The sequence below is a fragment of the Pigmentiphaga humi genome, assembly GCF_900606115.1.
GTDB lineage: Bacteria > Pseudomonadota > Gammaproteobacteria > Burkholderiales > Burkholderiaceae_B > Pigmentiphaga > Pigmentiphaga humi.
This window is the reverse complement of sequence record NZ_UWPJ01000022.1, coordinates 86,669-99,241: the sequence shown is the minus strand read 5'-3', so window position 1 is coordinate 99,241 and position 12,573 is coordinate 86,669. Positions and strand designations below refer to the sequence as shown.

General features: G+C 65.3%; 13 protein-coding genes. 6 read left to right on the top strand and 7 right to left on the bottom strand.

Annotation, left to right across the window (positions count from 1 at the left end; genetic code table 11):
* Positions 1 to 40 precede the first annotated feature (40 nt).
* Positions 41 to 1,588 carry a 4-hydroxy-3-polyprenylbenzoate decarboxylase gene (ubiD, locus tag PIGHUM_RS13680; protein WP_124080118.1) on the bottom strand — a complete coding sequence of 516 codons (1,548 nt, stop codon included), beginning with the start codon at positions 1,586 to 1,588 and terminating at the stop codon, positions 41 to 43.
* A gap of 602 nt (positions 1,589 to 2,190) precedes the next feature.
* Between ubiD and PIGHUM_RS13675 the strand changes: the two genes are divergently transcribed.
* From PIGHUM_RS13675 to PIGHUM_RS13665, 3 genes are all read left to right on the top strand, one after another.
* Positions 2,191 to 3,087: a transglycosylase SLT domain-containing protein gene (locus tag PIGHUM_RS13675; protein ID WP_124080117.1), complete on the top strand. Its 897-nt coding sequence runs from the start codon at positions 2,191 to 2,193 to the stop codon at positions 3,085 to 3,087.
* A gap of 381 nt (positions 3,088 to 3,468) precedes the next feature.
* Entirely contained in the window at positions 3,469 to 4,668 is a 1,200-nt protein-coding gene (locus PIGHUM_RS13670; protein WP_023121658.1) for a tyrosine-type recombinase/integrase, read from the top strand.
* On the top strand, positions 4,665 to 5,729 hold the full coding sequence (locus PIGHUM_RS13665) for a PDDEXK nuclease domain-containing protein (RefSeq protein WP_023121657.1): 1,065 nt from the start codon (positions 4,665 to 4,667) through the stop codon (positions 5,727 to 5,729). The genes PIGHUM_RS13670 and PIGHUM_RS13665 overlap by 4 nt, the downstream gene beginning before the upstream one ends.
* A gap of 161 nt (positions 5,730 to 5,890) precedes the next feature.
* On the opposite strand, the gene chrA is transcribed toward PIGHUM_RS13665, so the two are convergent.
* From chrA to PIGHUM_RS13635, 6 genes are read right to left on the bottom strand one after another with little or no spacing between them, the layout of a single operon-like run.
* Positions 5,891 to 7,093: a chromate efflux transporter gene (gene chrA / locus PIGHUM_RS13660; RefSeq protein ID WP_023121656.1), complete on the bottom strand. Its 1,203-nt coding sequence runs from the start codon at positions 7,091 to 7,093 to the stop codon at positions 5,891 to 5,893.
* Complete coding sequence (gene arsH / locus PIGHUM_RS13655) at positions 7,093 to 7,830, bottom strand: arsenical resistance protein ArsH (RefSeq protein WP_023121655.1); 738 nt, start codon at positions 7,828 to 7,830, stop codon at positions 7,093 to 7,095. The genes chrA and arsH overlap by 1 nt, the downstream gene beginning before the upstream one ends.
* Positions 7,808 to 8,230 (bottom strand): arsenate reductase (glutaredoxin), encoded by a 423-nt coding sequence (gene arsC / locus PIGHUM_RS13650; protein WP_023121654.1) that lies wholly within the window; start codon positions 8,228 to 8,230, stop codon positions 7,808 to 7,810. The genes arsH and arsC overlap by 23 nt, the downstream gene beginning before the upstream one ends.
* Before the next feature lie 9 nt (positions 8,231 to 8,239).
* Positions 8,240 to 9,316: an ACR3 family arsenite efflux transporter gene (gene arsB / locus PIGHUM_RS13645; RefSeq protein WP_023121653.1), complete on the bottom strand. Its 1,077-nt coding sequence runs from the start codon at positions 9,314 to 9,316 to the stop codon at positions 8,240 to 8,242.
* A 7-nt stretch (positions 9,317 to 9,323) separates the two neighbouring features.
* Positions 9,324 to 9,818, bottom strand: a complete 495-nt coding sequence (locus PIGHUM_RS13640) for an arsenate reductase ArsC (RefSeq protein WP_023121652.1) — start codon at positions 9,816 to 9,818, stop codon at positions 9,324 to 9,326.
* A gap of 4 nt (positions 9,819 to 9,822) precedes the next feature.
* On the bottom strand, positions 9,823 to 10,146 hold the full coding sequence (locus PIGHUM_RS13635) for an ArsR/SmtB family transcription factor (RefSeq protein ID WP_023121651.1): 324 nt from the start codon (positions 10,144 to 10,146) through the stop codon (positions 9,823 to 9,825).
* Positions 10,147 to 10,525: 379 nt separating this feature from the next.
* Between PIGHUM_RS13635 and radC the strand changes: the two genes are divergently transcribed.
* The 3 genes from radC (at position 10,526) to PIGHUM_RS13620 (ending at position 12,006) form a co-directional block, all read left to right on the top strand.
* Positions 10,526 to 11,035 (top strand): RadC family protein, encoded by a 510-nt coding sequence (radC, locus tag PIGHUM_RS13630; protein WP_023121650.1) that lies wholly within the window; start codon positions 10,526 to 10,528, stop codon positions 11,033 to 11,035.
* A 276-nt stretch (positions 11,036 to 11,311) separates the two neighbouring features.
* On the top strand, positions 11,312 to 11,662 hold the full coding sequence (locus PIGHUM_RS13625) for a DUF2958 domain-containing protein (RefSeq protein ID WP_023121649.1): 351 nt from the start codon (positions 11,312 to 11,314) through the stop codon (positions 11,660 to 11,662).
* A 65-nt stretch (positions 11,663 to 11,727) separates the two neighbouring features.
* The gene (locus tag PIGHUM_RS13620; RefSeq protein ID WP_023121648.1) at positions 11,728 to 12,006 is read left to right on the top strand and encodes a hypothetical protein; all 279 of its coding nucleotides are present in this window, start codon (positions 11,728 to 11,730) and stop codon (positions 12,004 to 12,006) included.
* Positions 12,007 to 12,573: the final 567 nt, after the last annotated feature.

Genomic DNA, 12,573 nt, shown 5'->3' with positions numbered 1-12,573 from the left:
CAATCCCCCGCCGGGGATTGCGCCGTCCGGCCCGGCCGGATCAGATCCCCAGTTCCTGCCAGATATCGTCCACGCGCTGCTTGACCGCCTGGTCCATCTCGATGGGCCGGCCCCATTCGCGGTCGGTCTCGCCCGGCCATTTATTGGTGGCATCGAGCCCCATCTTGCCGCCGAGGCCTGAAACCGGCGAGGCGAAATCCAGGTAGTCGATGGGCGTGCGGTCGGTCAGCAGGGTATCGCGCACCGGATCCATGCGTGTGGTGATCGCCCACACGACGTCCGGCCAATTGCGTACGTCGATTTCCTCGTCCACCACCACGATGAACTTGGTGTACATGAACTGGCGCAGCACGCTCCAGATTCCGAACATCACCCGCTTGGCGTGGCCGGCGTACTGCTTGCGGATCGACACGATGGCCAGGCGGTAGCTGCAGCCTTCGGGCGGCAGGTAGAAATCGACGATCTCGGGCAATTGCCGGCGCAGCAGCGGCGTGAAAACCTCGTTGAGCGCCACGCCGAGCACGGCGGGTTCGTCGGGCGGCTTGCCGGTGTAGGTGGAGTGGTAGATGGGGTCGCGGCGCATGGTGATGCGCTCGACGGTGAAGACGGGAAACCAGTCCTGCTCGTTGTAATAGCCGGTGTGGTCGCCGTAGGGGCCTTCCAGCGCCATCTCGTAGCCGGTGTCCGGCGCCGCCGGCGCGCCGGCGGCCGACCGGGGCGCGGCCGCGCGTGGATCGGTGAGCGGCAACAAGTGGCCCTCCAGCACGATCTCGGCCGAGGCCGGCACGCTCAGCGTGCTGCCCAGGCAGCGCACCGTCTCGGTGCGGCCGCCGCGCAGCAGGCCCGCGAACTGGTACTCCGACAGCGCGTCGGGCACGGGCGTCACGGCGCCCAGGATGGTGGCCGGATCCGCGCCCAGCGCCACCGCCACCGGAAAGGGCTGGCCGGGATGGGCCAGCATGTGTTCGCGGAAATCCAGCGCGCCGCCGCGGTGCGACAGCCAGCGCATGATCAGCTTGTTGCGGCCGATGGGCTGTTGCCGGTAGATGCCCAGGTTTTGCCGTTTGCGGTTGGGCCCGCGCGTGACCACCAGGCCCCACGCCAGCAGCGGGGCGACGTCGCCGGGCCAGCAATGCTGGATGGGCAGGCTGGACAGGTCCACGTCGTCGCCTTCGATGACGATTTCCTGGCACGGGGCGTTGCGGACTTCGCGCGGCGCCATGTCCCACAGCGCGGACTTCAGCATGGACACCTTGCCCAGCGCGTCGCGCAGGCCGCGCGGCGGCTCGGGCTCGCGCAGCGAGGCCAGCAGTTCGCCTACTTCGTGCAGCGCCCCGACATCGTCCGCGCCCATGCCCAGCGCGACCCGGCGCGGGGTGCCGAACAAATTGGCGAGCACCGGCATGGCGGCCTTGCCGCGCCCCGGCTGGCGGGCGTTTTCGAACAGCAGGGCGGGGCCGCCGGCGCGCAGCACGCGGTCGCTGATCTCGGTGATCTCCAGGTGCGTGGAAACTTCGGTAGCGATGCGCTTGAGATCGCCCTGGGCTTCGAGTTGGCGAAGAAAGTCTCGGAGGTCGCGGTATTTCACGGTGGCAGTACCTTGGCGGCAATCATGAGCATCGCCACTGTAACCCGGCTGCCGCACAGGCCGGCCGAAGCCCGCAATGGACGAGCACATCGGACAGATCCCACGCTTTTTACAATTTTTTCATATTCTGCTGCGTTCGTCGTGATAGTAAATACTTACTTATTTTGATGTAGCCGTATACGGTCTCATCAATAGTGATAGAAAATAGCAATGACCGGGCTTCCCCACGGTCGGCACCAAAATGGGGCGCATGTAAGGTTGACCAGACCGAATCGCGTTTCTACAATCCGCCCACTTTCAGCGTGCGCCCGGTGCCGCCGCCCCTACCAGCCCTACGAAGGCCGGGCGGCAAATCAGCACCGGGACGAATTCAACGGGCCATCGGGCGCCCACCATACTGGAGTTCTCTAGCGGCGCTTCGCGCCCTCTGCCCGAAACAGGCATGGTCCCAGGCTATCCACGATAGCGACCATGCAGGTGTACCGCTGTCGTCCTGGCAGCGGTGCGATGTGCAGCCAAGCAGGTCGAGGCCAACACGTCCGGTGTTCATCGTTTCCCGGATGCGGTGTTTTTTTATGGCCCGCCAGTGCAAGGAGGTAAGCATGCCCGACGCGCAATTGCGCTCGTCGTCCGGGCAGGGCGCCGTCCAGGTCCGACAGGTCATGGCGAAGTGGTCCAGCTCGATTACCAGCTATATAGTAGGAACGGCCGCCGCGGTGGCGGCCATCGCAATCCTGTCCGTGCCCGATCTGCGCGCCCAGATCGGACAGCCGCGCGTGGCGCCCGCCGTGGCCCAGGCGCCGGCCGCGGAACTCAATGCCCTGCCTGCGGACTGGCAGCCGGTTCCCGCGCGGCCGTCGCATGAGCGCACCGTGTCGTTCCTGGGGTCCGTCGGCAATGGCGACCTGGCGCAGAAGCTGCCGGTCATCAAGGTGTCCTCGGCCCAGGCCGAATCGCTGGGCCGCTACATCGCCCGCAAGTACCGGGTGTCGAACGAAGCCACCCAGATGCTGATTTCCACCACCTACGGCGTGGGCCAGGAAATGGGTATCGACCCGTTGCTGCTGTTGGCCATCATCGCCATCGAATCGAGCTTCAACCCGTTTGCCGAAAGCCATGTGGGCGCGCAGGGCCTGATGCAGGTGCTGACCCGTGTCCACGTCGAGCGTTTCCAGCCTTTCGGCGGCGAGCAGGCGGCCTGGAATCCGGTGGCCAACATCCGGGTCGGGGCGGCGATCCTGAAGGAATACATCGAACGCGGCGGCTCGCTGATCGTGGGCCTGCGCATGTATGTGGGCGTGGGGCCGGACGGTTCCAGCCCCTATGGCGACAAGGTGCTGGCCGAGCGCCGCAGGCTGGCTTCGGCCGCGGGCTTGTCCGGTGAGCTGCCCAACCTTGCGCCGCCGCCGAAGTCCGCCGGCGCCATGCCCATTCCGTCGCGCGCAGGCGAGGCCGTGTCGGTCAAGAGTGCCGAGCCGGATTCGCCTGCCGTGATGTAAGTGTAAGGCCCACCCCTACCCGCTTACGCGGGCCCAGGATGGTGAGCCCCCAGCCGCTACGCGGCAGCCCCCGAGGGGGCCTGGTCCGCCTTGGGGCGGCCCGGCGCCGGACCGGCAAAGCCGGATCCGCGGCGCCCTGGGTCGAAACAGATGCCGTAGCCGTCATTGAGAAACCCGCCAGATTCGTTTGTGGCGGGTTTTTTTGTTTGACGATGACTCCAGCCCGGTAGTTCGCTGGACTGCGCAGCAGCTCGATACAGCAGGTTTATCAATAGCTTACGCGCGTCCATCATATGCCGGTGCTTTCTGAAATCTGACCCGGTTTGCCCTCGCGCCGCTCCTATCTGGCTCTTGGAATCCGGGTCGTTCCAAGGAGTCATCATGGCAAAAATCAAGCTCACCAAGACCGCCGTAGAGTCTGCGCAACCCCAGGCGAAGGACATCGAACTACGGGATACCGTTGTGCCCGGCTTCCTCTGCAAGATTACCCCGAAGGGCCGCCGGGTGTTCATGCTCCAGTACCGCACGAACTCCGGGCAGCCTCGCAAGCCCTCGCTGGGCCTGTTCGGGGAACTGACCGTGGAGCAGGCCCGCGTCATGGCGCAAGACTGGCTGGCCGAGGTTCGCCGGGGCGGCGATCCCGGCGGTGCCAAGGCCGAGGCGCGCAAGGCACCCACGGTCGAAGCGTTGTGCAAGAAGTTCATGGAGGACTACTCCAAAAAGCGCAACAAGCCCAGCACGCAGCGCGGCTATCAGGCGGTCATCGACCGCTGTATCGTCCCGCTGATCGGCCCTAAGAAGGTGCAGGACGTGAAGCGGCCCGACATTGCCGGGCTGATGGAGAAGCTGGCCTACAAGCCGGCCGAGGCGAACAATGCCTTTGGCGTGCTGCGCAAGATGTTCAACCTGGCCGAAGTGTGGGGCTTCCGCCCGGACGGCACGAACCCGTGCCGCCACGTCCCGATGTATCCGCCCGGCGAGGAAACCCGGCTCATCGTGGACGACGAGCTGGCGCTGATCTTCCGCCAACTGGAGAAGCTGGAGGCGGAAGGGCTGGAGAACTACGTCATCCCGCTGGCGATCCGCCTGCAATTCGAGTTTGCCGGTCGTCGCTCCGAAATCTGCACGCTCGAATGGAGCTGGATCGACCTGGAGAATCGGCGCGTGGTGTGGCCGGACAGCAAGACCGGCGGCCTTTCCAAGCCCATGAGCGCGGAAGCCTATCGGCTGTTCTCGACCGCACCGCGCCGGGACGGTTGCCCCTACGTCCTGCCGTCGCCCAACGACCCGACCAAGCACCTGACCTTTGGCGAGCACTATGGCGGCTGGTGCCGCGTGCTCAAGGCCGCCGGTGTTCCGCATGTCGGTACGCACGGCATCCGCCATCGCTCGACTACCGACATTGCCAATTCGGGCGTGCCGACCAAGGTAGGTATGAAGCTGACGGGCCACAAGACCGTGGCAATGTTCATGCACTACGTTCACACCGAGGACAAGCCGGTGCGTGATGCGGCCGAACTGGTGGCGAGCCGGCGGCAGGCCATCACGGGCGCGCGGCAGCCCCAGGAGGCCATCGCATGAACAGGCGCAAAGCATCTGTTCCTTCGCCCGCAGCGCCGACGGCGCTGCTGGGCGACATTCGGACATTGATCGAAGCGGCGCGCAAGCGCGCCGCTTCGGCGGTGAATAGCGAGCTGTCGATGCTCTACTGGCGCATCGGCCAGCGCATCCATACGCAGGTCTTGGAAGGTCGGCGGGCCGACTACGGCGAGGAAGTCGTGCTGACCTTGGCAGCGCAACTGGTGAAGGAGTACGGCAGCAGTTTTTCGGTCAAGAATCTGCGTCGGATGGTGCAGTTCGCCGTCGCTTACCCGGACGAGCGAATTGTCGTATCACTGATACGACAATTGAGCTGGACGCACTTCATCGCCCTGATCCCGCTGAAAGACCCGCTCCAGCGGGACTACTACGCGCAGATGGCGAGCGCCGAACGCTGGAGCGTGCGGACGTTGCGCGAGCGCATCGACTCGATGCTGTACGAGCGCACGGCGCTGTCCCAAAAGACGGAAGCAACCATCGCGCAGGAACTGGCGACCCTGCGCGATGCGCAGCGCATGACCCCGGCGCTGGTCATGCGCGATCCGTACATCCTCGACTTCTTGGGCCTGCGGGATAGCTGGCAGGAAGGCGACTTGGAAGCCGCGATCATCCGCGAAATGGAAGCCTTCCTGCTGGAGCTTGGCGCGGGCTTTTCCTTCGTTGCCCGGCAGAAGCGCATCCCGATTGACGACGAGGATTTTCACCTTGACCTGCTTTTTTACAACCGCAAGCTGCGGCGGCTGGTGGCCGTCGAATTGAAGATCGGCGAGTTCAAGGCAGCGTACAAGGGGCAGATGGAGCTTTATCTGCGCTGGCTGGACAAGCACGAGCGGGAGCCGGAAGAAGCCTCGCCGCTGGGAATCATCCTCTGCACGGGCAAGAAGCGCGAGCAAATCGAACTACTGGAATTGGACAAGTCGGGCATCCACGTCGCCGAGTACCTGACCACCTTGCCGCCGCGTGCGGTGTTGGGCGAACGATTGCAGCAGGCGACCGAGCGGGCGCGCTTACAGATCGAACAGCGCACGCAGGACACGGAGTAGGCCAAGCAGCATTTGTGCGTCCTGTCGTGCCGCCGTCGGGTTCGCGGGCTGCACCCCGCGTTTCGCTCCGAATCACACTCATCCCGTTTGCCTACCCGCATGCGCCTGATGCCCAGCACACCCAGGTGCATGACGTAGCGCCCTCCTGATTCTGCGCAGGATCAGGCAGACAGGATTTGCCCCGCTATGGCGGCCAGCACAACCACCAGCACCGGCGGCAAGCGTCCATAGACCAGCAGGCCGAAGGCGGCCAAGGCCAGAGCGAAATCGGTGCGTCCGTGGATGGCGCTTGTCCATACGGGGTCGTAGAGCGCGGACAGCAGGATGCCGACCACCCCTGCGTTAATGCCCGCCATTGCAGCCTGGATGCTCGGCCGGTGGCGCAACCGCTGCCAGAACGGTAGCGTGCCGATCAGCACGAGGAAGGCTGGCACGAAGATCACGATCAGCAGCACCAGCCCGCCAAGCCAGCCGTGCAAGGGCCAGTCGGCCACAGTGCCGAGATAGGCCGCGAAGGTGAACAGCGGCCCCGGTACGGCCTGCGCCGCACCGTAGCCGGCCAGGAAATCGGCATTGCCGACCGCGCCGGTCGAGCCGGTGACTGCTTGCAGCAGCGGCAACACGACATGGCCGCCACCGAACACCAGTGCGCCGGCGCGGAAGAAGCCGTCGATCAGCGCAGCCATCGTCGAGCCGCTGGCCGCCGCCCACAACGGCAGACCGAGCAGCAACGCGGCCAGCAAGCCCAACGCTATCGCGCCAGTACGGCGCGACACCGCATACGAGGCCAGATGCGCTGCCGGCAGCGGCGGCAGTTGCAGCCACCAGCGACCGATCAGGCCCGTCATGACGATGGCCGCGACTTGCACCCAGGCCGACGGCAGCAATAGTGTCAGCAACGCGGCCAGGATCGCTAGCGCGGCGCGGGGCCGGTCGGGGCACAGCGTTTTCGCCATGCCCCACACCGCTTGCGCCACCACGGCGACGGCAACCACTTTCAAGCCATGCACCCAACCGGCTTCAGCGAGCGGGTGGTATTCGGAAATGCCGTAGGCGAACAGGATCAGTACGAGCGCTGAGGGCAACGTGAATCCGACCCAAGCCGCCAGTGCGCCCCACCCACCAGCACGGCCCAAGCCAAGCGCCATGCCGACCTGGCTGCTGGCCGGCCCCGGCAGGAACTGGCACAGCGCGACCAGATCGGCGTAGCTGCGATCGTCCAGCCAGCGGCGACGCTCGACGAACTCCGTGCGGAAGTAGCCCAAGTGCGCGATTGGCCCGCCGAAGGAGGTCAGCCCCAGCCGCAGAAAGACCAGAAAAACGCGCCCGGCGTTGTCGCGCTCTGCGGTGGCTGGCTCTGGCATCAAATCGACTCCTGTTTCATGCGCTTGGACAACGCTTCGGCGCTTTCCTTGCGCTCGCTGTACCGATCCACCAGATACGGTGCCGCGTCGCGCGTGAGCAGCGTGAACTTCATCAGTTCTTCCATCACGTCCACAATGCGGTCGTAATAGGCCGAGGGCTTCATGCGCCCGGTTTCATCGAACTCCTGATATGCCTTGGCGACCGAAGACTGGTTCGGGATGGTCAGCATCCGCATCCAGCGACCCAGCACGCGCATCTGGTTGACCGCATTGAATGACTGCGAGCCGCCTGATACCTGCATCACCGCCAGCGTCTTGCCCTGGGTCGGGCGCACCGCTCCGGAGGACAGCGGAATCCAGTCGATCTGCGTCTTCATCAGGCCGGTCATCGCGCCGTGGCGCTCCGGCGAGCACCACACCATGCCTTCCATCCATTGCGCCAGTTCGCGCAGTTCCTTTACCTTCGAATGATCGTCGCCGGCATCGTCCACCAACGGCAGGCCCGACGGGTTGAAGAACCGTGTTTCGCCGCCGAGCGCACGCAGGATGCGCGCCGCTTCTTCGGCGGCAAGGCGGCTGTACGAGCGGTCGCGCAGCGAGCCGTAGAGCAGCAGGAAGCGCGGCGCGTGCGTGGCGCGTTCGGGTGTCAGGAGCCGTTCCTTGTCCGGCTGCTGGAACAGCGTGGCATCGAGGTTCGGCAGGCCGATACGGGTATCAGACACGCTGCCCCTTTGCATCCACTACCGCCTCGCCGTCTTCCTTGTTGAACGCGCCGCGCTGCGGATTCGGCAGAATGTCCAGCACGGTTTCCGAGGGGCGGCACAGCTTCGTGCCCAGCGGCGTGACCACGATGGGCCGGTTCATCAGGATCGGATGTTGCCCGATGGCATCGAGCAACTGATCATCCGTCCATTTTGGGTTGGCCAAGCCCAACTCCGCATAGGGCGTGCCTTTCTCGCGCAGCACCTCGCGCGCGCTCAGGCCCACGTCCGCCAGCAGCTTGACCAGCGTTTCCCGCGTCGGTGGCGTCTTCAGGTACTCAATGACCGTGGGTTCCTCGCCGCTGTTGCGGATCAGGGCCAGCACATTGCGCGAGGTGCCGCAGTTCGGGTTGTGATAGATCGTGATGTTGCTCATGGGTTTCTCTCAGTTCGTTGCGTGGCCGCGCTCGTACCAGCGGCGCGAGCGGTTGACCACGCGCACCACCAGCAGCATCACCGGCACCTCGATCAGCACACCCACCACGGTGGCCAGCGCCGCGCCGGAATGGAAACCGAACAGGCTGATGGCCGCGGCCACGGCCAACTCGAAGAAGTTGCTCGCGCCGATCAGGGCCGACGGGCCGGCGACGCAGTGTTGCTCGCCTGTCTTGCGGTTGAGCCAATAGGCCAAGCCGGAATTGAAGAACACCTGGATCAGGATCGGCACCGCCAGCATGGCAATGATCAGTGGTTGTTGCAGGATGGCTTGGCCCTGGAAGGCGAACAGCAGCACCAGCGTCAGCAGCAGCGCGGCGATGGACAGCGGGCCGATGCGTTCAAGGGCGCGGTCAAATGCGGCCTGGCCCCGGCGCAGCAGCGCCCGCCGCCAGAGCTGCGCGACGATGACCGGGATGACGATGTAAAGCGCCACCGAGATCAGTAGCGTGTCCCACGGTACGCTGATGGCCGACAGGCCGAGCAGCAGGCCAACGATGGGCGCGAAGGCGAACACCATGATGGTGTCGTTGAGTGCGACTTGCGAGAGCGTGAATACGGGGTCGCCGCCGGTCAGCCGGCTCCAGACGAACACCATCGCCGTGCAGGGCGCGGCGGCCAGCAGGATCAGGCCGGCCACGTAGCTGTCGAGTTGGTCGGCCGGCAGCCACTCGGCGAAGACGTGCCGAATGAAGATCCACGCCAGCAGTGCCATTGAGAACGGCTTGACTGCCCAGTTGACGAATAACGTCACACCGATGCCGCGCCAGTGCTGTTTGACCTGGCCGAGCGCACCGAAATCCACCTTGAGCAGCATTGGGATCACCATGACCCAGATCAGCACGCCGACCGGCAGATTGACTTGGGCGACTTCTATGCGGCCGATGGCCTGAAACATGCCGGGCGCGAACTGGCCGAGCGCGATGCCGGCGACGATGCACAGCAGCACCCACACGGTCAGGTATCGCTCGAACACGCTCATGGCGGAAACAGTCGGTGCGCGGCTGGCGGATGCACTGGCGGTCATGGTTGCCTCACTTGCGTCCAATGTCGTGCAGCTCACGCTGCAAGGACATGGCATCGAGGCGCTGGAGCGGCAGCGACAGGAACAGTTCTATGCGCCGGCGCAGCGTGATGGCCGCGTCCATGAACGCCTTGCGCTGTTGTTCCTCGGTGCCTTCGACGGCGGCCGGGTCGGGCACGCCCCAATGCGCCGAGACGGGCTGGCCCGGCCACAGCGGACACGCCTCGCCGGCGGCGTTGTCGCAGACGGTGAAGATGAAGTCGAACACCGGCGCACCGGGAACCACGAATTCGTCCCAGCTCTTGCTGCGGTAGCCCGTGGTCGGCAGGCGCAGGCGTTCCAGCGTGGCGAGTGCCAGCGGATTCACTTCGCCTTTCGGGTGGCTGCCGGCCGACCAGGCACGGAAGCGGCCTTGGCCCAGCTCATTGAGCAAGCCTTCGGCGAGGATGGAACGGGCCGAATTTCCCGTGCAGATGAACAGTGCGTTGTAGGTGGTGTCGGTCATGGCGTCAGCAGTTGCAGTTAGGGGATTCGGAAACCTCGCAGACGCCGCCCTGGCAGCAATGCTCGGTCAGGTAGCCGATCAGGCCGTTCATGTGACCGTACTCGGCGCGGTAGATCAGGTTGCGGCCCTGCTGCTCGATGGAAACGAGGCCAGCGTGGGCCAGTTCCTTCAAGTGGAAGGACAAGGTATTGCGGGCCACGTCGAGCTGATCGGCGAGGACGCTGGGCGTGCGTCCTTCCGGCCCGGCGACGACCAGGGCGCGGAATACACGCAGTCGTTGCGTGTGGGCCAGCGCACTCAGGGCGGAAACGGCTTGATCTTCATTCATTATTCGATGATACAACAATTATAGAATTAATAGAAAGAAGAAAGGAAAACACCGCTTGGTGGCGTCCCGGCGTACCGCCGTCGGGTTCGCGGGCTGCGCCCCGCGCTTCGTGCCGAATCGCGGCCATCCGGCTTTGACCCCTGACGCCTTCGGCCCTGGCGGGCCTGCGCGCTCCGCTTGCACAAAGGCGAGTGTGTGCATTGGGCGGGTGTGGGCGGTCTTGCTGTTCCCTTCACCGTATCACGGCGTTTTCGCCGTCAAGGGCTGCGCGTGCTTGCACGCTTGCGGCCTGGCAGCCGTCCTCGACCCCTGACTGCTTGCGCTGCGCCGTGCTCTCCACGGTTCCGGGCAATTCCGCCCGAGCAACCGGAGCACGATCATGTCGCAACTGTCCTTTTCCTCGTTCGATTCCTCGCTGATGGTGCGTGACGCACAGGGCCGCTACCTGCTGGCGACTGCCGAGCAGATTCTGGAGGCCGCGCGCCAGGCCATCGAGCGCAAGATGCAACGCGGTACGTCGTTCACGTCGCCGGCGGCGGTCAAGGAGTACCTGCGCGCCAAGCTGGCCGGCTTCGAGCATGAGGTGTTCGCGGTGCTGTTCATGGACACGCAACATCGGCTGATCGAATACGCCGAAATGTTCCGCGGCACCATCGACGGCGCATCGGTGTATCCGCGCGAGCTGGTCAAGGAGGCGCTGCGGCTCAATGCGGCGGCGGTCATCATTTCGCACAACCATCCGAGCGGCAATCCCGAGCCGAGCGGTGCCGACCGGGCGCTGACCCAGCGGCTCAAGGAGGCGCTGGGGCTGGTGGACGTGCGCGTGCTGGATCACGTCATCGTGGCGGGCACCGACACCACATCGTTTGCCGAATGCGGCTTGATCTGACCAAGGGGCTTCGGCCCCTTTTTGCTGCGCCCGGCGCGGGCCGGGCGAAAACGCTGCCTCGGATTTCCGAGACAGCGTTTCGGAAATTCATGGCCTGCATGGAGGTATGGGGCGGTCTTGCTGTCCCCTTCATCGTGCCACGGCGTTCTCGCCGTCAAGGGCTGCGCGCGATGGCGCTTGCGTCCTGGCGGCCGTCTGCGACCCCTGACTGCTTGCGCTGCGCCGTGCCCCGGAAGGGTCGGGCAATTCCGCCCGGCAACCTTTCAGGAGTTCACCATGAACAACGCACTCATCACTGCCGAGCAGCGCATCGTGCTGCAGGCCAACGGCCGCGCATCGCTGGAGAACCCGGACTTCGATCCGGCCCCGGTGGTCAAGCTGTTCACGCCGGACGGTGGCGCGACCTGGCTGCTGACCGAGATTGATCCCGACAACCATGACCACGCCTTTGGTCTTTTCGACCTGGGCCTGGGCGAGCCGGAAATCGGCTGGGTCAGCTTGAACGAGCTGGCGACCGTGCGCGGCGGGCTGGGCCTGCCGATCGAGCGTGACCTGTATTTCCGGGCCGAGAAGCGGTTGAGCGGCTATGCGCGCGATGCGCGGCTGGCTGGGCGGATCGTTCTCTGACCTCGCACCTGGAGCGCCGCAAGGCGCTCCTTGCGCTTTCTCGACCATCACAGGAGATCAATGCCATGAGCAGCCATCACGACTACATCATCGAAATCACCGCGCAGCACGATGCGCTCAAGCCGTTCGCGCCGGAAAACGGCCAGCCGCTGCGCTTCAAGATCGGCGACGCGGTGATCTTCACCAACGAGTACGGCGCACAGTTCCGGCTCCGCGTCACCGGGTTCTATCAGCCCACCGGGCTTTCAGGTATGTACGCCCGCGGTGCGCGCTACCTGCTGGACTCGGCATCGCCGTGGATGCCGGTTGCGGAATCCAGCCTGCGTCCTGATGGCTCGGCCTGATGCCTTCGCGCCCCTTCCGGGGCGCTGCGCGCTTCGCTTGCCTCTAGGGGAAAGCCCTGCGGGCTATCCCCACCGCGCGATGCTTGGCACCCCTAAAGACCGCCGAACCGGCTGCGTCGGCTCGGCCAGAAATCCGCAGCCACAGCAGAACCCGCTTCCCGATGCGTGGGGCGTAGTGCGCCTGGTGCTCATCGAACCTTGAAGGCTGGGCGTCCCCGGCCAAGAAACATGGCCGGTCGCGCTGTCGTGCGCGTAGCGCATCGAGCCGCCTGCGGCGTCTCGCCCCTGTCGGGCTTCCATCGTTCCCTCGCTCCGCTCGGCTGACGCCTTCGGCCCGGCTTCCAGATCCGGGCCTGCGCGCTTCGCTTGCCGTGCAGTCAGCGCAAGGGGAAGGCCGTTGCCATGTCCAGCCGTCTCCCCTGACTTCATCACCTTGTCCGCGACTGTAGCCCGCTCCCGCGTGCCATCAAGGCGCGCAGGGCCGTGTCCTCGGCTACGCCTGCGGGCCGCACCACCCCCTGCGCTTGTTTCCTTGACGGCCCCCGTCCGCGCGCTCCTGACCGTCGC

What these genes read in the sequence shown, in the direction of transcription:
- PIGHUM_RS13675 (WP_124080117.1), top strand. Translation starts at nt 2,191, where the DNA reads ATGCCCGACGCGCAATTGCGCTCGTCGTCCGGGCAGGGCGCCGTCCAG.
- PIGHUM_RS13670 (WP_023121658.1), top strand. Translation starts at nt 3,469, where the DNA reads ATGGCAAAAATCAAGCTCACCAAGACCGCCGTAGAGTCTGCGCAACCC.
- PIGHUM_RS13665 (WP_023121657.1), top strand. Translation starts at nt 4,665, where the DNA reads ATGAACAGGCGCAAAGCATCTGTTCCTTCGCCCGCAGCGCCGACGGCG.
- chrA (WP_023121656.1), bottom strand. Translation starts at nt 7,093, where the DNA reads ATGCCAGAGCCAGCCACCGCAGAGCGCGACAACGCCGGGCGCGTTTTT.
- arsH (WP_023121655.1), bottom strand. Translation starts at nt 7,830, where the DNA reads ATGCAAAGGGGCAGCGTGTCTGATACCCGTATCGGCCTGCCGAACCTC.
- arsC (WP_023121654.1), bottom strand. Translation starts at nt 8,230, where the DNA reads ATGAGCAACATCACGATCTATCACAACCCGAACTGCGGCACCTCGCGC.
- arsB (WP_023121653.1), bottom strand. Translation starts at nt 9,316, where the DNA reads ATGACCGCCAGTGCATCCGCCAGCCGCGCACCGACTGTTTCCGCCATG.
- PIGHUM_RS13640 (WP_023121652.1), bottom strand. Translation starts at nt 9,818, where the DNA reads ATGACCGACACCACCTACAACGCACTGTTCATCTGCACGGGAAATTCG.
- PIGHUM_RS13635 (WP_023121651.1), bottom strand. Translation starts at nt 10,146, where the DNA reads ATGAATGAAGATCAAGCCGTTTCCGCCCTGAGTGCGCTGGCCCACACG.
- radC (WP_023121650.1), top strand. Translation starts at nt 10,526, where the DNA reads ATGTCGCAACTGTCCTTTTCCTCGTTCGATTCCTCGCTGATGGTGCGT.
- PIGHUM_RS13625 (WP_023121649.1), top strand. Translation starts at nt 11,312, where the DNA reads ATGAACAACGCACTCATCACTGCCGAGCAGCGCATCGTGCTGCAGGCC.
- PIGHUM_RS13620 (WP_023121648.1), top strand. Translation starts at nt 11,728, where the DNA reads ATGAGCAGCCATCACGACTACATCATCGAAATCACCGCGCAGCACGAT.